At 71.6% G+C, this 22,501-nt stretch carries 20 protein-coding genes and 1 pseudogene; 13 read left to right on the top strand and 8 right to left on the bottom strand.

The features are described 5' to 3' along the window. Positions 1-3 precede the first annotated feature (3 nt). Positions 4-780 carry a class I SAM-dependent methyltransferase gene (locus HCN08_RS16225; RefSeq protein WP_206318856.1) on the bottom strand — a complete coding sequence of 259 codons (777 nt, stop codon included), beginning with the start codon at positions 778-780 and terminating at the stop codon, positions 4-6. A 50-nt stretch (positions 781-830) separates the two neighbouring features. Continuing rightward, positions 831-1,415 carry a DUF3043 domain-containing protein gene (locus tag HCN08_RS16220; protein ID WP_407648792.1) on the bottom strand — a complete coding sequence of 195 codons (585 nt, stop codon included), beginning with the start codon at positions 1,413-1,415 and terminating at the stop codon, positions 831-833. Positions 1,416-1,611: 196 nt separating this feature from the next. Here HCN08_RS16220 and HCN08_RS16215 point away from each other — a divergent pair, with 196 nt between their 5' ends. The 3 genes and pseudogenes from HCN08_RS16215 to HCN08_RS16205 form a co-directional block, all read left to right on the top strand. Continuing rightward, a complete protein-coding gene (locus HCN08_RS16215) occupies positions 1,612-2,406 on the top strand; it encodes a PspA/IM30 family protein (protein WP_167983788.1) in 795 nt (264 codons plus the stop codon). Positions 2,407-2,647: 241 nt separating this feature from the next. Next, positions 2,648-2,926 (top strand): PspA-associated protein PspAA, encoded by a 279-nt coding sequence (pspAA, locus tag HCN08_RS16210; RefSeq protein ID WP_167983787.1) that lies wholly within the window; start codon positions 2,648-2,650, stop codon positions 2,924-2,926. 213 nt (positions 2,927-3,139) lie between these two features. Then, positions 3,140-4,171 (top strand): annotated as a pseudogene (locus HCN08_RS16205) (sensor histidine kinase); the annotation flags it as partial. Between the two features lie 28 nt (positions 4,172-4,199). On the opposite strand, the gene HCN08_RS16200 reads toward HCN08_RS16205, so the two are convergent. Together HCN08_RS16200 and nadA are read right to left on the bottom strand one after the other, a co-directional pair. Next, positions 4,200-5,075, bottom strand: coding sequence for a GNAT family N-acetyltransferase (locus tag HCN08_RS16200; protein WP_167983785.1), 876 nt, complete (start codon positions 5,073-5,075; stop codon positions 4,200-4,202). A gap of 119 nt (positions 5,076-5,194) precedes the next feature. Further along, on the bottom strand, positions 5,195-6,367 hold the full coding sequence (gene nadA / locus HCN08_RS16195; protein WP_167983784.1) for a quinolinate synthase NadA: 1,173 nt from the start codon (positions 6,365-6,367) through the stop codon (positions 5,195-5,197). A 270-nt stretch (positions 6,368-6,637) separates the two neighbouring features. Between nadA and HCN08_RS16190 the strand changes: the two genes are divergently transcribed. Further along, positions 6,638-6,991, top strand: a complete 354-nt coding sequence (locus tag HCN08_RS16190; RefSeq protein WP_167983840.1) for a HesB/IscA family protein — start codon at positions 6,638-6,640, stop codon at positions 6,989-6,991. 236 nt (positions 6,992-7,227) lie between these two features. Here HCN08_RS16190 and HCN08_RS16185 read toward each other — a convergent pair whose 3' ends face one another. Both HCN08_RS16185 and HCN08_RS16180 read right to left on the bottom strand, forming a co-directional pair. After that, the gene (locus HCN08_RS16185) at positions 7,228-8,865 is read right to left on the bottom strand and encodes a hypothetical protein (protein ID WP_167983783.1); all 1,638 of its coding nucleotides are present in this window, start codon (positions 8,863-8,865) and stop codon (positions 7,228-7,230) included. A gap of 107 nt (positions 8,866-8,972) precedes the next feature. Continuing rightward, positions 8,973-9,197: a hypothetical protein gene (locus HCN08_RS16180; protein WP_167983659.1), complete on the bottom strand. Its 225-nt coding sequence runs from the start codon at positions 9,195-9,197 to the stop codon at positions 8,973-8,975. A gap of 201 nt (positions 9,198-9,398) precedes the next feature. On the opposite strand from HCN08_RS16180, the gene HCN08_RS16175 reads away from it, so the two are divergent. After that, positions 9,399-10,376 (top strand): carbohydrate kinase family protein, encoded by a 978-nt coding sequence (locus tag HCN08_RS16175; protein WP_167983782.1) that lies wholly within the window; start codon positions 9,399-9,401, stop codon positions 10,374-10,376. Positions 10,377-11,105: 729 nt separating this feature from the next. Here the strand turns inward: HCN08_RS16175 and HCN08_RS16170 are convergent. Next, on the bottom strand, positions 11,106-12,491 hold the full coding sequence (locus tag HCN08_RS16170) for a cysteine desulfurase/sulfurtransferase TusA family protein (RefSeq protein WP_167983781.1): 1,386 nt from the start codon (positions 12,489-12,491) through the stop codon (positions 11,106-11,108). A gap of 327 nt (positions 12,492-12,818) precedes the next feature. Here HCN08_RS16170 and ctaC point away from each other — a divergent pair, with 327 nt between their 5' ends. From ctaC to HCN08_RS16150, 4 genes are all read left to right on the top strand, one after another. After that, positions 12,819-13,802 (top strand): aa3-type cytochrome oxidase subunit II, encoded by a 984-nt coding sequence (gene ctaC, locus HCN08_RS16165; protein WP_322974475.1) that lies wholly within the window; start codon positions 12,819-12,821, stop codon positions 13,800-13,802. Then, a complete protein-coding gene (gene ctaD / locus HCN08_RS16160) occupies positions 13,799-15,544 on the top strand; it encodes an aa3-type cytochrome oxidase subunit I (protein WP_167983779.1) in 1,746 nt (581 codons plus the stop codon). The genes ctaC and ctaD overlap by 4 nt, the downstream gene beginning before the upstream one ends. Then, positions 15,541-15,939, top strand: a complete 399-nt coding sequence (locus tag HCN08_RS16155) for a cytochrome c oxidase subunit 4 (protein WP_167983778.1) — start codon at positions 15,541-15,543, stop codon at positions 15,937-15,939. Before ctaD ends, HCN08_RS16155 begins: the two co-directional genes overlap by 4 nt. Positions 15,940-16,070: 131 nt before the next feature. After that, positions 16,071-17,348, top strand: coding sequence for a L,D-transpeptidase (locus HCN08_RS16150; RefSeq protein ID WP_167983777.1), 1,278 nt, complete (start codon positions 16,071-16,073; stop codon positions 17,346-17,348). Positions 17,349-17,400: 52 nt separating this feature from the next. Here HCN08_RS16150 and HCN08_RS16145 read toward each other — a convergent pair whose 3' ends face one another. Continuing rightward, positions 17,401-17,820 carry a response regulator transcription factor gene (locus HCN08_RS16145; protein WP_167983776.1) on the bottom strand — a complete coding sequence of 140 codons (420 nt, stop codon included), beginning with the start codon at positions 17,818-17,820 and terminating at the stop codon, positions 17,401-17,403. A gap of 280 nt (positions 17,821-18,100) precedes the next feature. Between HCN08_RS16145 and ctaE the strand changes: the two genes are divergently transcribed. The 4 genes from ctaE (at position 18,101) to qcrB (ending at position 22,315) form a co-directional block, all read left to right on the top strand. After that, a complete protein-coding gene (ctaE, locus tag HCN08_RS16140; RefSeq protein ID WP_167983775.1) occupies positions 18,101-18,721 on the top strand; it encodes an aa3-type cytochrome oxidase subunit III in 621 nt (206 codons plus the stop codon). An 80-nt stretch (positions 18,722-18,801) separates the two neighbouring features. Further along, positions 18,802-19,611: a cytochrome bc1 complex diheme cytochrome c subunit gene (gene qcrC / locus HCN08_RS16135; RefSeq protein WP_167983774.1), complete on the top strand. Its 810-nt coding sequence runs from the start codon at positions 18,802-18,804 to the stop codon at positions 19,609-19,611. Next, positions 19,608-20,675 (top strand): cytochrome bc1 complex Rieske iron-sulfur subunit, encoded by a 1,068-nt coding sequence (gene qcrA, locus HCN08_RS16130; RefSeq protein WP_167983773.1) that lies wholly within the window; start codon positions 19,608-19,610, stop codon positions 20,673-20,675. The genes qcrC and qcrA overlap by 4 nt, the downstream gene beginning before the upstream one ends. Further along, on the top strand, positions 20,672-22,315 hold the full coding sequence (gene qcrB, locus HCN08_RS16125) for a cytochrome bc1 complex cytochrome b subunit (RefSeq protein ID WP_167983772.1): 1,644 nt from the start codon (positions 20,672-20,674) through the stop codon (positions 22,313-22,315). The genes qcrA and qcrB overlap by 4 nt, the downstream gene beginning before the upstream one ends. Positions 22,316-22,501: the final 186 nt, after the last annotated feature.

Raw genomic sequence — 22,501 nt, 5'->3', positions numbered from 1 at the left:
GGCCTACGCCCTGATCCCGCACACGTGCAGCAGCGCCGCCACCGCCCGGTACGGATCCGTCCGCCCCGCCGTCTCCTCCGCGTCCAGCAGCGCCGCGAGCGCCGCCGGTGCCGTGGGGGCCGCCGCGTGGTCGGGGGCCGCGTCGGTGAAGACCCGCACGCCGTACCAGGTGTGCAGCGGCACGTTGATGCCGGTCAGCGTCGCCGTCATCGGGCCGAGCCGGTCGGCCCGGGTGGCTATGCCCAGCCGGTTGACGTACCCCTCGGAGCCGAAGGCGTGCAGCGCCGCCCCGAAGTCGCCCTGGAGGCCGGGCCGCATGGCCAGCGCGTCGCCGTTGCGCACCAGCAGCGACAGCAGCCCGCCCGGCGCCAGGACCCGGGCGAGCCCGGCGAGCATCGGCTCGGGGTCGGGCAGGTACATCAGCACACCGTGGCAGAGGACCACGTCGAAGCACGCGGGCCCGAAATGCCGGCCGGTCTCGCGGCCGTCGCCCTGGAGGACGACCATCCGCGCCTGCACCTCCGGCAGCTGCGCGGCGACCGCGGCCCGCAGCGCGCCCAGCATCCGCGGATCGGCCTCAAGACCGGTCACCAGGTGCCCGGCCCGCGCCAGCCGCAGCGCCTGCGTGCCCTGCCCCGGGCCGACGTCGAGCACCCGCAGCCGGCGGACGGCGGCATGGGCGCCGCCCGCGGGCGGGAAGTGGAGGGCGATCTGCTCGTCGAGCTGGCGGGCGACCAGCTCCTGCCGCACGGTGTTCCGCAGGCCCCCGAGGCCGGACAGCCACGGATCGGCGCCGCCGGCGAAACCGGCGACGCCGGGCAGCCCGGCGTTCAGAGCTTGGCGCCGCGCGCGACCTGCGGCTTCGGCAGCCGCATCCGGCGCATCTGCAGCGTGCGCATCAGCCCGTAGCTGACCGCGCGCTTGGTGTTCTGGTCCGGGAAGCGCTTGGCCAGCTGGCGGCGCAGCGCGATACCGGTGATTACGGAGTCCACCACGATCAGCACGATGACCAGCAGCCACAGGAAGAGCGAGAGGGTCTGCAGCGCCGGCAGCAGGCTGCCGACGAGGATCAGCACCGCCATCGGCAGGAAGAACTCGGCGACCCGGTAGCGGGAGTCGACGTAGTCGCGGGTGAACTTGCGCACCGGGCCCTGGTGCGCGGCCGGCAGATTGCGCTCGTCACCGTTGGCCAGGGCCTCCCGGCGCTTGGCCAGGTCCTCCCTGCGCGCCTCGCGGGCGGCGCGGACCTGCGCCTTCCGGTCGGTCGGCGTCGTGACGGCCTTGCGGCGGGCGTTCTGCGCCTCGCTGCGCTTCGGCGTGGGGCGACCCTTCGGAGCCTGCGGGTCGCGGATCTGGTCCTCAAGCACTGCGGCTACTGCTTGGGCCTGCTCATCGTGGGTACGGCGTCGGAACACATCTCCCAGGTTACGTGCTCGCGGCCCGCGACCCCAGCCCCTCACGTACTCCTTGGGCAGGGGGACACCGAACCGTGATCGTCCTTGGGGATGAGCGCATCCGGTCCCGAACAGTGCGGTAATGGAACCAGGGCCCGTAGGCTGGGGTCTGTAGAGGTGCTGGAGCAGTTGCCGGAGAAGGGGGCGCGCGAGGCCCATGAGCGGTGTCATGAAGCGGATGGGACTGATCTTCCGCGCGAAGGCCAACAAGGCCCTGGACAGGGCCGAGGACCCGCGCGAGACGCTCGACTACTCGTACCAGAAGCAGCTGGAGCTGCTGCAGAAGGTACGCAGGGGCGTGGCGGACGTGGCCACTTCCCGCAAGCGGCTGGAGCTGCAGCTGACCGAGCTGCAGAAGAAGTCGTCGACGTACGAGGACCAGGGCCGCAAGGCGCTGGCGCTGGGCCGTGAGGACCTGGCGCGCGAGGCGCTGTCGCGGCGGGCGGCGCTGCAGCAGCAGGTCGCCGACCTGGAGACGCAGCACACGCAGCTCCAGGGCGAGGAGGAGAAGCTGACGCTCGCCTCCCAGCGCCTCCAGGCCAAGGTGGACGCCTTCCGTACGAAGAAGGAGACCATCAAGGCCACCTACACCGCCGCGCAGGCGCAGACCCAGATCGGCGAGGCCTTCTCGGGCATCTCCGAGGAGATGGGCGACGTCGGCATGGCGATCCAGCGGGCCGAGGACAAGACCGAGCAGCTGCGGGCCCGGGCCGGCGCCCTGGACGAGCTGCTGGCCTCCGGCGCCCTCGACGACCCCTCCGGGCTCGCCAAGGACGACATCCAGGCCGAGCTGGACCGGCTGTCCGGCGGCAGCGACGTGGAACTGGAGCTGCAGCGCATGAAGGCCGAGCTGGCCGGCGGCGGCAGCACCCCGCAGGCCATCGAGGGCGGCCGGCAGGGGCAGGGCGCGCAGGCGGAGCCGCAGGACACCCCGAGGTTCGACAAGCAGTAGGCCGGGTATGCGGAGCCGGGCGACGGCGGCGGGCGGCGGTCCGCACGCCGGACCCGCCCGGCGTCGGCGGGCCCGGCACCATGCCGCACCTCTCGTACGCCCGCCGTACGTCCGGCACGCCCGGCGCCGCACCCGTGCGCGTACCCGTACGGAGCAGTCCCGCACCACGCAGCCGCCGCCGTCAGGAGCGGCCGGCTGCCCCGCCGCAAGTGAGCCGAGAGCCGCAACGGAGGAGGCCGTCATGATCGCGCGGATCATGGGGGAGGGCCAGGTGAGGCTGGAGCAGTCGCACCTCACCGAGCTCAACGAGCTGGACAACGAGCTGCTGGCCGCCGTCGAGGCCGGGGACGAGGAGGGCTTCCGGCGCACGCTGGGCGCCCTGCTCGACTCGGTCCGCCGACTCGGCGAACCGCTCCCCGACGACGCACTGGAACCCTCCGAGCTGATCCTCCCCGCCTCCGACGCCACACTCGACGAGGTCCGGGCCATGCTCCACGACGACGGGCTGATCCCTGGCTAGGGCCTGTTTTAAAAGTAGCGTCGTCCCGCCCGTAAGGGCGGGGGCCGGCGGGGCTGGGTGCGTGCGAGGGCAAGGCGGAGGGAGGAGAGCGCTGGGGGTACCTCCCGTCGAAGGCAGGGGGAGGGCTGCGCCGACGACCGACAACGCAGCTGGGGCACCCCCACGCGCAGCCGTGGGGGAGTGCGTGCCCAGCCCCTCCGGGCAGACGGGACTTTTAAAACAGGCCCTAGGACCCCCCGCAGGGTGCTGTGGGCGGCGTTGCTGCTGGGGTGTGCCCTGTCGGTGCTGCTGGTCGTGCTGGGGGGCGTCGACGGGTGGGTCGTCGCGCTCGTGGCGTGGGCCGGGACGGCTGTCGCCGCCGGGGACGCGCTGCGCAGCCGCCGGGCCTACGCCGCGTCCGCCGCCGAGCGGGCCCGGCGCGAGGAGGCGGCGCGCGAGGAGGAGGCCAAGCGCCGGGTCGCCGAGGAGCGGCTGCGGATAGCCCGCGAGCTGCACGACGTCGTCGCCCACCAGATCGCGCTGGCCAATGTGCAGGCCGGGGTCGCCGCGCACGTCCTGGACCGGCGGCCCGACCAGGCCAAGGAGGCGCTCGCGCACGTCCGCGAGGCCAGCCGGCAGGCGCTGGACGAGCTGCGCGCCACGGTGGGGCTGCTGCGGCTGCGCGGCGAGCCGGCCGCGCCCATGGAGCCCGCGCCCGGGCTCGGGCTGCTGGACCAGCTGCTGGAGGGCTTCCGCAGCGAGGGCCTGCGGGTCACCGTCGAGTGCATCGTCGGCGACGGCGACCCGGCGCCGCGCTCGCACGGCCCGCTGCCGGTCAGCGTCGACCTGACCGCCTACCGGGTGATCCAGGAGTCGCTGACCAACGTCCAGAAGCACGCCGGCCCCGGCGCCGGCGCGGTCGTACGCATCCGCCGCGACCCGGGCGCGCTGGAGGTCGTGGTGGACGACGACGGCGCCCCCGGCACCGCCGAGTCGCTGCTCCCGCCGCGCACCCGCCCCCGCCCGCAGTCCGCCGCCGACGGCAGCTCGCCCGTGCCGCCCGGCATCCCCTGCCCCGGCGGCCGGCCCGAGCGCGGCACCGGTGGGCACGGCCTGCTGGGCATGTACGAGCGCGCCACCGCCCTCGGCGGCGTCTGCCGCGCCGGCGCCCGCCCCGGCGGCGGCTTCCGCGTCTGGGTCCGCCTCCCCCTGTCCGCCCCGCCCCGCACCTTCCACCCCACCCCGGCCGACGGCACGATCGCCTGACCGGCGCGGTGCGCCCCGGACCCGCCGGTCAGGCGAAAAGTTCCGAGGGGATGTACGGCTGTGGGGGCCGCATGCCGCGCAGGCACACGTAACCCGCGTTGGCGATCTCCAGGCCCGCCGCGATGCCGACGTCCACCGCCCATTCCTGCTCCGCCGTCAGGCCCGCGACACGGACCGGGCGGCCGGCGGGGGCGCTGAGGAGGGCGGCGGTCAGCAGGCGGGTGGCGAGGCGGCGGGAGGTCGCGGCCAGGGCCTCGACGCCGCGCTCGTCGGCGTAGCAGTAGCCGCTGCCGGCGAGGTCGTCGACGACCAGGAGCCGGTGGTGGCGGAAGAGCACCTCGTGGTCGGGGCCGTGCGCGCCGCCGCGGGTGCGGCGGTCCACGGAGTCCATGAGGTCGCGGTGCCGCTCCGTCCCCTCGTGCACCGCGCCGTCCGGCGCCGGCAGCCGCGCCGGGTCGACCGCGCCGGCCAGCCGTACGGCCGGGTGCAGCGTGAAGCCCGCCCGGCGGTACGTGCGCGCCGCGACGGGATCGGGCGGGCAGCAGATGACGCCGCGCAGGCACGCCCTGCCGTGCACCATCGCCCGGGCCATCAGCGCCTTGCCGACGCCCTTGCCCTGCGCGCCGGGCGTGACCGCCAGCAGCGCCAGGCCCCACGTGCCCTCGCGCCGCGAGGACAGCGCCACGCCGACCGGCCCGGCGACCTCGTCCTCGGCGATCCAGCAGCCGCCGGGGTCGGTCCCGGCCAGGTGCCGGGCGCGGTCGCGCTCACGCGCCGCACGCGCATCCCGGGCGGGCGGCCCGGCGCCCAGCGCGTGCGCCGGCACCGGGGCGAAGGCGGCGGCGGTGATCTGCCGGACGAGCTCGGCGTCCTCGTCGTCGTCACGAACGGGTCGAAGGATCACCGTTCCATCATTGCTCCCCGCCGCCGCGTACGGCACACGGGTCGCCGTACGCGGCAGGGGAGTTGGGGCCGGGGGAGTCCCGGAAGCCGGGGGACCCGGGGGACCCGGGGGCAGGAACGTTACGGCAGCGCCAGCATCTGCTCCAGCGCGAGCTTCGCGAAGTGCTCGGTCTCCGCGTCCACCTCGATGCGGTTGACCACCTTGCCGTCCGCCAGCGACTCCAGCGCCCACACCAGGTGCGGCAGGTCGATGCGGTTCATCGTCGAGCAGAAGCACACCGTCTTGTCCAGGAAGACGATCTGCTTGTCCGGATGCGCCTTCGCCAGCCGCCGGACGAGATTCAGCTCCGTGCCGATCGCCCACGACGAGCCCGCCGGCGCCGCGTCCAGCATCGTGATGATGTGCTCGGTCGAGCCCACGTGGTCCGCCGCCATGACGACCTCGTGCCGGCACTCCGGGTGCACCAGCACGTTCACCCCGGGGATGCGGGCCCGTACGTCCTGGACCGAATCGAGCGTGAAGCGGCCGTGCACCGAGCAGTGGCCGCGCCACAGGATCATCTTCGCCGCCCGCAGCTGCTCGGCGGTCAGCCCGCCGTCCGGCTTGTGCGGGTTGTAGACGACGCACTCCTCCAGCGACAGGCCCATGTCCCGTACCGCGGTGTTGCGCCCCAGGTGCTGGTCGGGCAGGAACAGCACCTTCTCGCCCTGCCCGAAGGCCCACTCCAGCGCCCGCCGGGCGTTGGAGGACGTGCAGATCGTGCCGCCGTGCCGGCCGGTGAACGCCTTGATGTCGGCCGAGGAGTTCATGTACGACACCGGCACCGTCACATCGGCGACCCCGGCGTCCGCCAGGACGTCCCAGCACTCGGCGACCTGCTCGGCCGTCGCCATGTCGGCCATCGAGCAGCCCGCGGCGAGGTCCGGCAGGATCACCTGCTGCCGCTCGGAGGTCAGGATGTCCGCGGACTCGGCCATGAAGTGGACGCCGCAGAAGACGATGTACTCCGCCTCGGGGCGCGCCGCCGCGTCCCTGGCCAGCTTGAAGGAGTCGCCGGTGACGTCGGCGAACTCGATGACCTCGTCACGCTGGTAGTGGTGCCCCAGCACGAAGACCTTCTCGCCGAGCCGTGCCTTCGCGGCCCGGGCGCGCTCCACCAGGCGCGGGTCGGACGGCGCCGGCAGGTCTCCCGGGCACTCCACGCCGCGCTCGCTGCGTGGGTCGGACTCGCGGCCGAGCAGCAGCAGTGCGAGCGGCGTGGGCTGTACGTCCAGGGTTTCTGTGGTGGTCACGGGCGGGACGCCCTTTCTTCGGCAGCGCAGACCTTTTCGTCTACTTGACGCTATCTATCATAGCTCGTTCGCGTCACCTTGACGATGCCCGGACGCGTCAGTGTGACGCATTCGTTCGCCGCTTCGGCGCTGCCGCGGCGGCGGCACGGTGTGCGAGCATGGTGGGGACGAACACGCCGCGGACGCGGGTGGGAGTGCCGGAATGAATCCGGAAGGGCACCGGTTAGCAGTCGGTAAGCCAGTAGTCCGTACAACCCGGGAGTGAAGCAGATGACGGTTCAGGACGAGACCACCACCACGGACGGCATCATCCTGTCCGACGCCGCGGCGTCCAAGGTGAAGAGCCTGCTGGAGCAGGAGGGCCGGGAGGACCTCGCGCTGCGCGTCGCCGTCCAGCCCGGCGGCTGCTCGGGCCTGCGCTACCAGCTCTTCTTCGACGAGCGCTCGCTCGACGGTGACGTGGTCAAGGACTTCGGGGGCGTCAAGGTCGTCACCGACCGCATGAGCGCGCCGTATCTGGGCGGCGCGTCGATCGACTTCGTCGACACCATCGAGAAGCAGGGCTTCACGATCGACAACCCGAACGCCACGGGGTCGTGCGCGTGCGGTGACTCTTTCCACTGAGCTGCTTCTGGTCCTTGGCTGGGGTGCTTCTGGCCCGGCGGGGCCGGCGCGCTTTTGCGGGGCGCGGGGAGCTGTTCGTTCAGCCACCTGGCCGGTGCGGGTTTTTCCGGACCGGAGGGGTGGTTCGGTCGTGGCCGGACCATCCGCCTGTGGTGGGCTGATCGCGCAGTTCCCCGCGCCCCTGATTTCTTGCCCGGCGCGGTTTACGCGCCCTCCTGATTTGTCGGGCGGCGCGGTCAGGAGGCCGTGAGGGTGCGGCCCGAGGTCGTGTCGGTGACCGTGCGGGTGCCGAGGGGGGACTTCAGCTGGACCGTGACGGACTGGGACTTCAGGATCGCCGGGCACACCGCGTCCTTGTCCTTCCGGGTCTGCGTCACCGTCACCTTCACCGTGGTCGAGGTCTCCGCGGCCGAGCCGTGGTAGGTCTCGCACACCCCGCCCCAGAAGATCAGCGTCAGCGTGCTGCCCTGCGCCTGGTAGCCGGCGACCGCCGTGTGGTCCGGGTCGCCCGTCGACGGGGGCTGCACCGGGACCGGGGGAGCGGCACTCGCGCCGCCGCCGAGCCCGGCGAGGTCCACCGCCGGCTGGGGGACGACATAGGCCGCCGCCGAGCCCTCGCGGTGCGCGTCGAAGAGCCACGCCGGCACCAGCGCCTGGCCGCCCGTGACGTACTGCACCGCCAGCCCGAACCGCGCGCCCGTGACGTCGACCGGCTGCGCGGCCGGCGGCGTGAAGGGCGCCGAGCAGGGCGCCGGGGTCGCCGCCGCCGTGCCGTCGCCCGGGTCCGCGGGGGCCGCGGAGCCCGCGCCCGGGCCCGAGGACGCCGCCCCGCCGTCCGCCGCGTTCGGCACCGGCGCGGCGCACATCGCGCCCGGGTGCATCATCCGCGGCGGGGTGAGCTGCGCGAACGCCTGCTGCGCGCTGATCACCGCCCGGGTCTCGCCCTTGTCCAGCGGCGACAGCCTGCCGTAGCCGCTGCCGATCGAGCCGTCCGCGCCTACCACCACCGAGGTCTGCCAGCCGTGCGTGGGCAGCCCGCCGACCACCGGGTCGGCCGTGACCGTACGGCTGGAGCCCGCCGTCATCGAGGCGTCCACCGCCGCGCCGGACAGCCCCAGCTCCGCCAGCACCGGCGCCGCCACCGCCTTCGCCCGGTCCGGCGAGACCGGCGGCGTCGCGGGGTCGCCCGTCGCGGAATGGGCCGTGCTCGCCCCGGACGAGCCGGAGCGCGCCGTACTGGAGGAGTTCCCGTCCGCGCCGTCGCCCTTCGCCGGCGGCGGCACCTTCGGCAGCGCCGGCGGGACGACCGTCCGCGCCCCGGGGCTCATGACCTGGCCGCCCACCGTGTACGACCACGTCCCCGGCGCGTCCTTGCCGACCAGCAGCGCGTGCCCGGAGCCGTCGGCCGGGCCGACCCGCCAGGACCCGCCCTCGTCGACGACCGCGCCGCTCAGGCCGAGCGCCGCCGCGAGCCGCTGGACCGCGGCCTTGTCGGGGCCGCCCTTCGCCCGGTAGAGCGCGGCCGACGCGGGGGCTTTCTCCGGCAGCGTGCCGGTCAGCCGGTAGGTGCCGGCCGGGGCGGTGATGACGCCCGAGGAGCTGCCGGTGTCCCCGGCGCCCGTGGAGCCCTTGCTCTGCGCCCCGCCGGTGGCGCGCTCCACCGGGGCGTGGGCGGTGCTGCCGCCGCCGTCGCCGCCCGCGGCCACCGCCCAGTACGTCCCGCCGCCGGCCGCCAGCACCGCGGCCACCGCCACGGCGACCGTCAGCCGCCGCCTGCGCCCGGGGCGCGGCGCCGCGGCGCCGTCCCCGGCGTCGTCCGGGTCCGTGCCGCCGCCGGCCAGGAGGTCGTCGTCCTCGTGCTCGCTGCTGCTCACCGCACACACTCCTCGGCTCCGTCAACCGTCAGGTGCCGATGTGACGCGGACGGCGCCGAGCCGGTTCCGCCACCCGGGTGAACCCGGCGGCGGGTCCCGCGGTGGGCTCAGTCGCCGTACTCCGCCATCGCGGCCACGACGTGCGCGGACGCCGCCGGCACGGTGATGCCGTGCGGCCCGGCGGACGGGGCGGTACGGGCCGCGGGCGCGGCAGGGTGCCAGTGCGCGGCCATCGTGCGGCAGTCGCCGAGCAGCTGGTCGAGCGAGTCCGGCTCGGCGAGCGGTGCGGGGGCGAGCGGGGGCGGGGTGGTGCCGTGTGACGTAGCGCTCATAGTCTCGACACTGGCACGGGGTCCGCCACGGAGAAAGCCCTACTATCGGGTAGTTTCTCCGGGGGTGCGGGTGACACACGGCGAAGCCGGGGCAAACCGCGGATGTCCTGGCCGCCGGCCGGTTTGCCGGTAGCGTGGAGGACTGCCCAGAACGACGCAACCCCCCAGGTCCCATTCCCCCGCCACCAGGAGCCTGCCGCCGTGCGCATCGCCGTCACCGGATCCATCGCCACCGACCACCTGATGACCTTCCCCGGCCGGTTCTCCGACCAGCTGGTCGCCGACCAGTTGCACACGGTCTCGCTGTCCTTCCTGGTCGACAGCCTCGACGTCCGCCGCGGCGGGGTCGGCGCGAACATCTGCTACGGCATGGGCCTGCTCGGCACCCAGCCGATCCTGGTCGGCGCGGCGGGCAACGACTTCGGCGAATACCGTGCGTGGCTGCAGCGGCACGGCGTCGACACGGCGTCGGTCCGTATCTCCGAGGTCGCGCACACCGCGCGCTTCATCTGCACGACGGACGCCGACCACAACCAGATCGGCTCCTTCTACACCGGAGCGATGAGCGAGGCGCGGCTCATCGAGCTCCAGCACGTGGCCGACCGGGTCGGCGGTCTTGACCTGGTCAACATCGGGGCGGACGACCCCGAGGCGATGATCCGCCACACCGAGGAGTGCCGGGCCCGGGGCATCCCGTTCGCGGCGGACTTCTCGCAGCAGATCGCGCGCATGAACGGCGATGACATCCGCGTGCTCGTGGACGGGGCGGCGTACCTGTTCAACAACGAGTACGAGAAGGGGCTCATCGAGACGAAGACCGGCTGGACGGAGGCGGAGATCCTCGACCGCGTCGGCACCCGCGTCACCACGCTCGGCGCACGCGGCGTCCGCATCGACCGCAAGGGCGAGGCACCGGTCGAGGTCGGCTGCGCGGAAGAGCAGGCAAAGGTCGACCCCACGGGCGTCGGCGACGGCTTCCGCGCGGGCTTCCTCTCCGGCCTGGCCTGGGGCGTCGGCCTCGAGCGCGCGGCGCAGGTCGGCTGCATGCTCGCGACGCTCGTCATCGAGACGCTGGGCACGCAGGAGTACGAGCTGAAGCGCACGCACTTCATGGAGCGCTTCACCAAGGCGTACGGCGAGGACGCCGCCAACGAGGTCCGCGACCACCTCACCGCCTAACCCGCCAGGGCGCCGCGGGGTGCTTCCCCAGGGGCGCGCGGCTGCGCCGCGGGTGCTTTTTCAGGGGCGCGGGGCTGCATCTAATCTGCGGCTGCCGCCGCGCGGGCGCGACCGGCCGGGGGTTTGCGTCTGCGCTGGGCGCCGGCAAACCAGGGGCGCGGGGAACTGCGCGACCAGTTGGGCTCGGCGTGCAGGTCGTCACCGTCCGAAAGGGGCTGTTCGGTCCGATCCGGACCACCGGCCGGTGGTGGGTTGCGCGCGCAGTTCCCCGCGCCCCTGAAGAGCACCCCGCGGCGTCAGCTGCAGCACCTGTCCGGCTGGGCTCACTTGGCGCTGGGCGCCGGCGAACCAGGGGCGCGGGGAACTGCGCGACCAGTTGGACTCGGCGTGCAGGTCGTCACCGTCCGAAAGGGGCTGTTCGGTTCGATCCGGGCCACCGGCCGGTGGTGGGTTGCGCGCGCAGTTCCCCGCGCCCCTGAAGAGCATCCCGCGGCGTCAGCTGCAGCACCTGTCCGGCTGGGCTCACTTGGCGCTGGGCGCCGGCAAACCAGGGGCGCGGGGAACTGCGCGGCCAGCCATATGCGGCGTGCAGGTCGTCACCGTCCGAAAGGGGCTGTTCGGTTCGATCCGGACCACCGGTCGGTGGTGGGCTGAGCGCGCAGTTCCCCGCGCCCCTGAAAAGCGCCCCGCGGCGCAGCCGCAGCCCACGGCCGGGAGGGGCCCCGCGGGTCAGGTTGCGCGGCGGATGCGGTAGGCCGTGCCCCGGGGGGCGGGGTTGGGGCCCAGGTAAGTGTGCGTGCGCATGGTGCACCAGGCGGGGATGTCGAGCGCGGCGGCCTCGTCGTCGGACAGGACGGTCACCACCGCGCCGACGGGGACTTGGGTGATCGCCTTCGCCAGTTCGATCACCGGGATCGGGCACCGCTTGCCCAGCGAGTCGACCACCAGGTCCGGAGCGGGCTCCGGCTCCGGCTCCGGGGGCGAGGCCGGGTGCGGCGTGGAAGGGGCGCCGAGTTGCGCGCGGACCTCGGACACCACGCCCGGCAGGGCGGCCAGGAACGCCTCGACCTCAGAGGATTGCGTACCGGGCGGCAGCGAGACGCGGACGTTGCCCTCGGAGAGCACACCCATCGCCCGCAGCACATGGCTCGGGGTGAGCGTGCTGGACGTGCAGGAGGAGCCGGACGAGACGGAGAAGCCCGCGCGGTCGAGTGCGGTCAGCAGCGCCTCGCCGTCGACGTACAGGCAGGAGAAGGTCACCAGGTGCGGCAGCCGCAGCCGGTCGTGGCCGACGACCTCGACATCGGGGACCAGTTCTGGGACCCGCGCCCGGATCCGGTCGACGAGGGCGGACAGCCGTACCGCCTCCTCGGAAGCCTGCGCTCGCACCGCCCGCAGCGACGCCGCCGCGGCGACGACCGCCGGGAGGTTCGGGAAGCCGGGCGAGCGCCCGGCCTCCCGCTCGTCGGCCGGGTGCGCGGGCGCGAACCTCGTGCCCTTGGCGACGGCGAGCAGCCCCACCCCGGGCGGCCCGCCCCACTTGTGCGCGCTGCCCGCCAGCAGCGACCAGCCCTCCGCCACCGGGCCCCACGCCAGTGACTGCGCCGCGTCCACCAGCAGCGGCACCCCCGCCGCCCGGCACATCGCCGCCGCCTCGGCGACCGGCTGCACCGTACCCACCTCGTGGTTCGCGGACTGCACGCACGCCAGCGCGGTGTCGGGCCGCAGCGCCGCCGCGAGGTCCGCGGGGTCGAGCCGGCCGGTGCGGTCCACCGCGACCTGCGTGCTGTCGTGACGCTCCGCGGCGTGCAGCACCGCGGAGTGCTCGACGGCGGAGACCACGACATGGCGGCCCGTCCGGCGCCGCCCGGCCATCGCGCCGGCAACACCGGTGTGCAGCGCGGCTGTCCCCGAAGGAGTGAATGTCAGCTCGTCGGGGCGGCAGCCCACCACCTCCGCGGCGGTCTGCCGCGCGGCGTCCAGCAGCAGCCGGGCCCGCCGCCCCTCGCGGTAGAGGCGGGCCGGGTCCGCCCATCCGTCGTCGAGCGCGGCGAGCAGCGCCTCACGTGCCACGGGGTGCAGGGGAGCGGCCGAGGCCATGTCGAAATAGGGCACCCCCGCAACGCTACCCGCCGCCCCCGGGGCGGCCCCGCACCCGCCCCGTCCGACCGCCGCCGCGAGGGGTCAGTGAGCGTCAGAAAAGGGCCCCGAACCTGGTATTCCACCCCTTCGGGGAGCCGCCCGGCGCGTTGGACCCCCTCCCCGCGCGACCCCAAATAGCGTCCAGTAGGGTTTGGTCCGCATAAACATCCACACCTCAATGCCTGCAGCCCGGGCCGACCGACCAGCACACGGCCGGAACACCCGGACGAGCGGGCGAGACTCTCGGGAAGGCGCTACGTGAGTCCCAACGGCTCCGACCTCCCCCACGGCCCCAATGGCGTGGGAGGTACCCCCACCCACCGCCCCCAGGGCGTGGGAGGTTCCCCCACGTCGCGGCGCGGGTTGCGGCGGAGGCTCCCGCAGGCGCTGGCTGCGGGCCTGGTCCTTGCGACGGCCACCGGTTGCTCGTACAAGGACTACCCCCGGCTCGGCATGCCGAGCCCGGCCACCGAACAGGCGCCACGCATCCTCGCCCTGTGGCAGGGCTCGTGGGCCGCGGCGCTGGCGACCGGCTGCCTGGTCTGGGGCCTGATCCTGTGGAGCGTGATCTTCCACCGGCGCAGCAGGACCAAGGTCGAGGTCCCGCCGCAGACGCGGTACAACCTGCCCATCGAGGCGCTCTACACGATCGTGCCGATCGTGGTGATCGCGGTGCTCTTCTACTTCACCGCGCGCGACGAGAACAAGCTGCTGGAGACGTCGAAGAAGCCGCAGCACATCATCAACGTCGTGGGCTTCCAGTGGAGCTGGGGCTTCAACTACGTGGAGAACGTCGACGGCAACGCCGCGACGCCCAAGGGCGTGCCCTCCGAGCTGGCGGAGATCCCGGCGAACAAGCTGTCCTTCCCGGCCGGCGCCGAGGGCGTCTACGACGTCGGCACCCCGGCGAGCCGGAACCCGGACACCGGCAACCCCGGCCCCACGCTGTGGCTGCCCGAGGGCCAGACCGTGCGCTTCGTGCTCACCTCGCGTGACGTCATCCACTCGTTCTGGGTCATCCCGTTCCTGATGAAGCAGGACGTGATCCCGGGCCACACCAACGTGTTCGAGGTGACGCCCAACAAGCTGGGCACGTTCATGGGCAAGTGCGCCGAGCTGTGCGGCCAGGACCACTCCCGGATGCTGTTCAACGTGAAGGTCGTGACGCCCGAGCAATACCAGCAGCACCTCAAGGACCTCGCGGCGGCGGGTCAGACGGGCTACATCCCGTCCGGTATTGCCACCACGGGCAACGCGAAGAACTCGGAGCCCAAGACCACATGAGCATTCTCAACGAACCCCAGGGCGCGGCGCCGGCCGACGACGCGTACGAGGACGAGATCCCGGCCCGCGTGAAGAGCCCGGGCTCGGTGGCCGTGAAGTGGCTGACCACGACCGACCACAAGACCATCGGCACGCTGTACCTGGTCACGTCGTTCGCGTTCTTCCTGATCGGCGGCGTCATGGCGCTGCTGATGCGCGCCGAACTCGCCCGTCCCGGCAACCAGTTCCTGTCGAACGAGCAGTTCAACCAGGCGTTCACGATGCACGGCACCGTGATGCTGCTGATGTTCGCGACACCGCTGTTCGCGGGCTTCACCAACTGGATCATGCCGCTGCAGATCGGCGCGCCCGACGTCGCCTTCCCGCGGCTGAACATGTTCGCCTACTGGCTCTACCTGTTCGGCTCGCTCATCGCGGTGGGCGGCTTCCTCACCCCGCAGGGTGCCGCGGACTTCGGCTGGTTCGCCTACTCGCCGCTGTCCAGCGCGGTCAACTCGCCGGGCGTGGGCGCGGACATGTGGATCATGGGCCTGGCGTTCTCCGGCTTCGGCACCATCCTCGGCGCGGTCAACTTCATCACCACGATCATCTGCATGCGCGCCCCCGGCATGACGATGTTCCGCATGCCGATCTTCGTGTGGAACGTGCTGCTGACCGCCGTGCTCGTGCTGCTGGCCTTCCCGGTGCTCGCCGCCGCGCTGCTCGCCCTGGAGGCCGACCGGAAATTCGGGGCGCATATCTTCGACTCCGCCAACGGCGGGGCATTGCTGTGGCAACACCTCTTCTGGTTCTTCGGCCATCCAGAGGTGTACATCATCGCGCTACCGTTCTTCGGCATCATCTCCGAGGTCATCCCGGTCTTCTCCCGCAAGCCGATGTTCGGCTACATCGGCCTGGTCGCGGCGACGATCTCCATCGCGGGCCTGTCCGTGACGGTGTGGGCGCACCACATGTACGTCACCGGCGGTGTGCTGCTGCCGTTCTTCTCCTTCATGACATTCCTCATCGCGGTACCGACCGGTGTGAAGTTCTTCAACTGGATCGGCACGATGTGGAAGGGCTCACTGAGTTTTGAGACACCGATGCTGTGGGCGATCGGCTTCCTGATCACCTTCACCTTCGGCGGTCTGACCGGTGTCATCCTCGCGGCGCCCCCGCTGGACTTCCATGTGTCGGACTCCTACTTCGTGGTGGCGCACTTCCACTACGTGGTGTTCGGCACCGTCGTCTTCGCGATGTTCGCCGGCTTCCACTTCTGGTGGCCGAAGATGACCGGCAAGATGCTCGACGAACGGCTCGGCAAGATCACCTTCTGGACGCTGTTCTTCGGCTTCCACGGCACGTTCCTGGTCCAGCACTGGCTGGGCGTCGAGGGCATGCCGCGCCGGTACGCCGACTACCTGGCCGCCGACGGCTTCACCACGCTGAACACCGTCTCGACGATCAGCTCGTTCCTGCTGGGCCTGTCGATACTGCCGTTCCTCTACAACGTGTGGAAGACCGCCAAGTACGGCAAGAAGGTCGAGGTCGACGACCCGTGGGGCTACGGCCGCTCGCTGGAGTGGGCGACCTCCTGCCCGCCGCCGCGGCACAACTTCACCTCGCTGCCGCGGATCCGCTCCGAATCCCCGGCGTTCGACCTGCACCACCCGGAGATCTCGGCGATCGACGCCCTCGCGGGCGCCGGCCACGGTGCGAGCACGGCCCTTTCCGGTGCTGAGAGCAAGGAGGCGAACCAGTGAAGGTCCAAGGATGGATGTTCGCCGGCTTCGCGGTGTTCATCCTGGCCGCGGCCGTCGTGTACGGCCTGTGGTCCAAGGAGCCGGCCGGCACCACCGCGCTGTTCCTGGGCTTCGGCCTGTGCACCATGATCGCGTTCTACCTCGGCTTCACCGCCAACCGGGCCGACACCGGGGCGATGGACCGCGAGGACGCCGACATCGCGGACGACGCCGGCGAGCTGGGCTTCTTCAGCCCGCACAGCTGGCAGCCGCTCATGCTGGCCACCGGTGGCGCCCTGGCCTTCATGGGCATCATCTTCGGCTGGTGGCTGCTGTTCTTCTCGCTGCCGGTGATCCTCCTCGGGGTCTTCGGCTGGGTGTTCGAGTACTACCGCGGCGCGGACCGCACGCAGTGACCGCGCGCTAGCCCGTACGGCAGCACGAGGCGGGTCCCGCTCCCCTGGGAAGGTGACGGGACCCGCCTCTTTTGTACCCTCTTGTACGCTTCCGCCGTGCGGATCGGCCCGGGCGTTCTTACGTTGAGGCCATGAGCCACCTCTCTCGACACCGGATAGCGTTGAGCTGCGCCCTCCTCACGGCGCCCCTCGCGGTGGGGCTCACCGCCTGCAGCGGCGGCGGCAACCCGCTCGCCGCCTCCCCGTACGAATCCGCCGCCAAGGTCGCCTACTCCATCGCCGACGGCGGCAAGGCCGACCCCAGCAAGCCGCTCAAGGTCACCGTCAAGGACGACGGCAGCCGGATCACCGACGTCACCGCGACCGACGGCGCCGGACGCTATGTCGCCGGCAAGCTCAGCGAGGACGGCAGGAGCTGGCAGTCCACCACGGCGCTGGCCGCCGGCGCCCACTACACGGTCCGGGTGAGCACCGAGGACTCCGACGGCCACCCCGGCCGCAAGGTGCTGACCTTCGACACCACGCCGGCCGACGCCGGCCTGCATGTCACCTTCGGCCCCGACGCGGGCACCTACGGCGTCGGCCAGCCCATCACCGCCGCGCTCAGCGTCCCGGTCAAGACCGCCGCCGCCCGCGCCGTCGTGGAGTCCCACCTGCTCGTCAGCAGCACCCCCGCAGCCGCCCCCGGCTCCTGGTACTGGGTCGACGACCGCACGCTGCACTACCGCCCGAGCGCGTACTGGCCCGCGCACGCGCAGATCGACGCGCGCAGCACCCTGAACGGCGTGAAGGTCCAGGACAAGGTCTTCGGCGGCGCCGACAAGCCGCTCACGCTGCACACCGGCGACCGCATCGAGGCCATCACCGACGCGGCCACCGACCAGATGACCTTCAAGGACGACGGCAAGGTCGTCCGCACCATGCCGGTCACCACCGGCAAGCCCGGCTTCGACACCCGCAACGGCATCAAGGTCGTGCTCGCCAAGGAGAGCTTCGTCCAGATGAAGAGCTCCACCGTCGGCATCGCCGCGGGCAGCTCCGACTCCTACGACCTGCCCGTCTACTGGGCCACCCGGGTGACATGGAGCGGTGAGTACGTGCACGCCGCGCCCTGGTCCGAGGGCTCGCAGGGCTCCGCCAACGTCAGCCACGGCTGCACCGGCATGAGCACCGACAACGCGCACTGGTTCTTCGACCACGTACGCCCCGGCGACATCGTCCAGGTCGTCAACAGCCACGGCCCGATGATGACGCCGTTCGACAACGGCTTCGGCGACTGGAACCTCGACGAGACCAAGTGGCTCCAGGGCAGCGCCCTCGGCAAGGCCACGGCGAACACCGAGGGAGCCCCCTCCGCCGCGCGCAACCCGCTGTCGAACCCGGCCCGGCTGCGCCCCGAGACGGCCTGAGCCGCACCTCCCGGCGCACGGACCTCAGCGCGCGGCCCTCGTCACCCGGCCCTCAGCGCGTCGCCAGCTCCGTCGACCCCGTGTCGATCCTGCGGCGCAGCAGAACGGCCAGCGTGTCGTTGAGCGCCACCGGGTCCACCGGGTGGGTCACCGCCGCGTCCGCGCGGCTCCAGGTGGCCAGCCACGCGTCCTGCGGGCGGCCGATGAGCACGAGCACCGGCGGGCAGCGGAAGATCTCGTCCTTGATCTGCCGGCACACGCCCATGCCGCCCGCCGGCGTCGTCTCGCCGTCCAGCACGCAGGCGTCGATCCCGCCGTTCTCCAACTCGGTCAGTACCGCGGGCAGCGTCGCGCACTCCACGAACTCCACCGGCGGCAGGTCCGTCGCGGGCCTGCGGCCGACGGCGAGCCGGACCTGCTCCCGGGTGTTGGCGTCGTCGCTGTAGACCAGCACCGTGGCGGTCGCCTGCATCCTGGCTCCTCCTCGTGACCCTCTGAGATCCCCGTGAAGCACGAAGCTCGTGAACGCTTTCTCAAGTGCTTGGGATGCTACTCCCGCAACGGGCCCGCGTGCAGGGGCCGGGGCCGCCCAAGATCCCGCCGCCGGGGTCCGGTCCGGCCCGCCGCCGCGTCCCGTGCCTCGGGTGTTCCCTCGTTCGGGTGAGGTGGCCGGTACTGGTCGCCGTGGCCGGAAGGACCTTGACACACCGAAGGGGACCCCCGGAGTGAGCGCCAGATAAGCGACCGACATAATGACTGCCGTGGCGACAGCAACAGCAGTAGAAACCGGGCACGCGCACCCGTCGGTCAACCGGCCGAACCTCACCAGCGTCGGGACCATCATCTGGCTGAGTTCCGAGCTGATGTTCTTCGCGGCCCTCTTCGCGATGTACTTCACCCTTCGGTCGGTCACGGGTGCCGATTTCTGGAAGGAACACGCGCACGCGCTGAACGTGCCGTTCTCCGCGACGAACACCACGATCCTGGTGCTCTCCTCCTTCACGTGCCAGATGGGCGTGTTCGCCGCCGAGCGCGGTGACGTGAAGAAGCTGCGCTCCTGGTTCATCGTGACGTTCATCATGGGCGCGGTCTTCATCGGCGGGCAGATCTTCGAGTACACGAACCTGGTCAAGAAGGACGGGATCTCGCTCAGCTCCGACCCGTACGGCTCGGTGTTCTACCTGACGACCGGCTTCCACGGGCTGCATGTGACGGGTGGTCTGATCGCGTTCCTGCTGGTCCTCGGCCGCACGTACGCGGCCAAGCGGTTCACCCACCAGCAAGCGACCGCGGCGATCGTCGTCTCCTACTACTGGCACTTCGTCGATGTCGTCTGGATCGGCCTCTTCGCCACGATCTACCTGATCAAGTAGTCGGTCGCGTACCGCAGCACGGTGCCGGACAGGCACAACCCGAAGCATCGACACAAGAGATCCTGACACCGGGGTAATCCGTGAAAAAGCTCTCCGCACGACGGCGCCACCCGCTGGCGGCGCTTGTCGTCCTACTCTTCGCGCTAGCGGCCACCGGGGGGCTGTACGCCGCGCTCTCTCCGGCGCCGAAGGCGCAGGCAGACGAGTCGTCGCAGTCCACCCAGATCACCGAGGGCCAGAAGCTGTTCTCGGTCGGCTGTGCAAGCTGCCACGGCACGCACGGCCAGGGCAGCTCCGACGGCCCGAGCCTGGTGGGCGTCGGATCGGCGGCGGTGGACTTCCAGGTCGGCACCGGCCGGATGCCCGCGCAGCAGGCCGGCCCGCAGATCCAGAAGAAGCCCAAGCAGTACTCGCAGGACGAGATCGACCAGCTGGCCGCGTACATCGCCTCGCTCGGCCCCGGTCCGATCGCCCCGGCGTCGAACCAGTACGACCCCGCCGGCGGTGACGCCGCCAAGGGTGGCGAGCTGTTCCGCACCAACTGCTCGCAGTGCCACAACTTCGTCGGCAAGGGCGGCGCCCTCACCGACGGCAAGTACGCCCCCACGCTGAAGGGCGTCGAGCCCAAGCACATCTACGAGGCCATGCAGACCGGCCCGCAGAACATGCCGTCCTTCCCGGACACCACGATGCCGCAGCAGCAGAAGCAGGACATCATCGCGTACCTGCACGAGGTCGACACGGCGCAGAGCAAGAACCCGGGCGGCTTCACGCTCGGCAGCTTCGGCCCGGTGCCCGAGGGCCTGTTCGCGTACATCTTCGGCCTCGGCACGCTGATCGCCATCGCCGCCTGGGTCGCGGCCCGGACGACTAAGGCCAAGAAGTCATGAGCGATACCGGATCCCACAACGTGTCAGAGCCACACGAGCACCTGCCCGCCACCGGCGCAGCGCACGGTGCCAGCGCCGAGGTCCGCCACGACCCGTTCGGCAACCCCGGCCACCCGGAGCACGAGTTCCGGCGCCAGGACATCGACGAGAAGGCGGCCAAGCACTCCGAGCGGGTCGTCGCGGGGCTGTTCACCCTGTCGATGCTCGGCACCCTCGGGTTCATCGCGAGCTTCGTGATCTTCCCGGTCGACAAGTACATCTACGTCTTCCCGTTCGGCCATGTCAGCGCGCTGAACTTCTCGCTGGGCCTGACGCTCTCGCTCGCGCTGGTGGGCATCGGGGCCGGTGCCGTGCACTGGGCCCGCACCCTGATGTCCGACGAGGAGCTCACCGACGAGCGGCACGCCGCCGACGCCGACGACGAGCTGCGCGCCACCATGGAGGCGCAGTGGAAGCAGGGCGTCAAGGAGAGCGGCTTCGGCCGCCGCAAGCTCGTCCGCAACACCATGCTGGGCGCGCTGACGCTGGTGCCGCTGTCGGCCGTGGTGATCCTGCGCGACCTCGGCCCGCTGCCGGAGGACAAGCTCCGGCACACCGCCTGGGCCAAGGGCAAGGCGCTGATCAACCCGAACACGAACAAGCCGCTGCGTCCCGAGGACATCCCGGTCGGCTCGCTCACCTTCGCCCAGCCCGAGGGTCTGAACGAGGAGTCCGACGACTTCCAGCAGCAGATCGCGAAGGCGGCCCTGATGGTCGTCCGGCTCAAGCCGGAGGACATCAAGGACAAGAAGGAGCTGTCCTGGTCCCACGAGGGGATCGTGGCCTTCTCCAAGATCTGCACGCACGTCGGCTGCCCCGTGAGCCTGTACGAGCAGCAGACGCACCACGTGCTGTGCCCGTGCCACCAGTCGACGTTCGACCTGTCGGACGGCGCGCGGGTCATCTTCGGCCCGGCCGGCCACCGGCTGCCGCAGCTGCACATCAGCGTCAATGGTGAGGGCAACCTGGTCGCCATGAGCGACTTCGAGGTGCCCGTCGGTCCGGCCTTCTGGGAGCGCGGATGAGTACTTCGACCGAAACCGCCCCGACGAGTACCCGCCGGGGCCCCAAGCCCGCCGGCCAGCGCGTCGCGGAGTGGGCCGACGCCCGAGTCGGCCTGTACAAGCTGGGCAAGTCCAACCTCCGCAAGATCTTCCCCGACCACTGGTCGTTCATGCTGGGCGAGATCTGCCTGTACAGCTTCACGATCCTCATCCTCACGGGTGTGTACCTGACGCTGTTCTTCCACCCGAGCATGAACGAGGTCGTCTACCACGGCCCGTACGGGCCGCTCCAGGGTGTGCGGATGTCGGACGCGTACGCGTCCACCATGCACATCAGCTTCGAGGTGCGCGGTGGCCTGCTGATCCGGCAGATCCACCACTGGTCCGCGCTGATCTTCATCGCGGGCATGATCGTGCACATGATGCGGGTGTTCTTCACCGGCGCCTTCCGCAAGCCGCGCGAGCTGAACTGGCTGTTCGGCTGGACGCTGCTGTTCATCGGCATGTTCGAGGGCTTCACCGGCTACTCGCTGCCCGACGACCTGCTGTCCGGCACCGGTGTCCGCTTCACCGAGGGCGCGGTGCTGTCCACCCCGGTGGTCGGCACGTACCTGTCGATGTTCCTGTTCGGCGGGGAGTTCCCGGGCCACAACTTCGTGCCGATCTTCTACTCGGTGCACATCCTGCTGTTCCCGGGCATCATGGCCGGCCTGGTCGTCGCCCACCTGATCCTGGTCTTCTACCACAAGCACACCCAGTTCCCGGGTGCGGGCAAGACGGAGAAGAACGTCGTCGGCATGCCGCTGCTGCCGATCTACACCGCCAAGGCGGGCGGCTTCTTCTTCCTGGTCTTCGGTGCCATCGCGGCCATCGCGGCGATCGCCACGATCAACCCGATCTGGACCATGGGGCCCTACCGGCCCGACCAGGTGTCCACCGGCGCGCAGCCCGACTGGTACATGGGCTTCTCCGAGGGCCTGATCCGCGTCATGCCGGGCTGGGAGATCAACGCGTGGGGCCACACGCTGGTCCTGGGCGTGTTCGTCCCGCTGATGGTCTTCCCGCTGGTGCTGGCCGCGATCGCCGTCTACCCCTTCATCGAGTCGTGGGTCACCGGTGACAAGCGCGAGCACCACCTGCTGGACCGGCCGCGCAACCGGCCGGTGCGCACCGGCTTCGGTGTCGCCTGGCTCGCGCTGTACTTCACGCTGCTCATCGGCGGCGGCAACGACCTGTGGGCCACGCACTTCCACCTGTCGATCGAGACGATCACCTGGTCGGTGCGGATCGGCTTCTTCGTGGTGCCGGCGGTGGCCTTCTGGGTCACCAAGCGGATCTGCCTGGGCCTGCAGCGCCGGGACCGCGACAAGGTGCTGCACGGTCGGGAGACCGGCATCATCAAGCGGCTCCCGCACGGCGAGTTCATCGAGGTCCACGAGCCGCTCGGGCAGGAGGAGCTGCACGTCCTCACCGCGCACGACCAGTACAAGCCGCTTGAGATCGGCCCCGAGACCGACGAGAACGGCGTGGAGCGCAAGGCGGGTCCCGTCACCCGGCTGCGGGCCCGGCTGTCGCGCAACTTCTACGGTGAGCACAGCCAGATCCCGAAGCCGACGGTCGAGGAGTACGACGAGATCACCAGCGGCGACGGTCACCACTGACCTGCGGTCCGCTGAGGCCGGGTGGGCGCCCTTGCGGCGCCCGCTCGGCCTTTCCCGTCCCGAAGGGGCGGTCAGGTGGTCGCCGGGCCTTCCGCCGGTGGTGGGCTTGTCGCGCAGTTCTCCCCCAGGGCTTCGCCTGGGAGGTACCCCCACGCGCCCTTTTCTGCATCCCGCCTGCCGATAGGG

Source organism: Actinacidiphila epipremni (assembly GCF_012034175.1).
GTDB classification, from domain to species: Bacteria; Actinomycetota; Actinomycetes; order Streptomycetales; family Streptomycetaceae; genus Actinacidiphila; species Actinacidiphila epipremni.
This window is presented reverse-complemented; position numbering and strand designations above follow the sequence as displayed.

Bases quoted from the DNA above. Each gene is read 5' to 3' on its own strand.
- HCN08_RS16215 (WP_167983788.1), top strand. From the start codon at position 1,612: ATGAGCGGTGTCATGAAGCGGATGGGACTGATCTTCCGCGCGAAGGCC.
- pspAA (WP_167983787.1), top strand. From the start codon at position 2,648: ATGATCGCGCGGATCATGGGGGAGGGCCAGGTGAGGCTGGAGCAGTCG.
- HCN08_RS16190 (WP_167983840.1), top strand. From the start codon at position 6,638: ATGACGGTTCAGGACGAGACCACCACCACGGACGGCATCATCCTGTCC.
- HCN08_RS16180 (WP_167983659.1), bottom strand. From the start codon at position 9,197: ATGAGCGCTACGTCACACGGCACCACCCCGCCCCCGCTCGCCCCCGCA.
- ctaD (WP_167983779.1), top strand. From the start codon at position 13,799: ATGAGCATTCTCAACGAACCCCAGGGCGCGGCGCCGGCCGACGACGCG.
- HCN08_RS16150 (WP_167983777.1), top strand. From the start codon at position 16,071: ATGAGCCACCTCTCTCGACACCGGATAGCGTTGAGCTGCGCCCTCCTC.
- HCN08_RS16145 (WP_167983776.1), bottom strand. From the start codon at position 17,820: ATGCAGGCGACCGCCACGGTGCTGGTCTACAGCGACGACGCCAACACC.
- ctaE (WP_167983775.1), top strand. From the start codon at position 18,101: ATGACTGCCGTGGCGACAGCAACAGCAGTAGAAACCGGGCACGCGCAC.
- qcrA (WP_167983773.1), top strand. From the start codon at position 19,608: ATGAGCGATACCGGATCCCACAACGTGTCAGAGCCACACGAGCACCTG.
- qcrB (WP_167983772.1), top strand. From the start codon at position 20,672: ATGAGTACTTCGACCGAAACCGCCCCGACGAGTACCCGCCGGGGCCCC.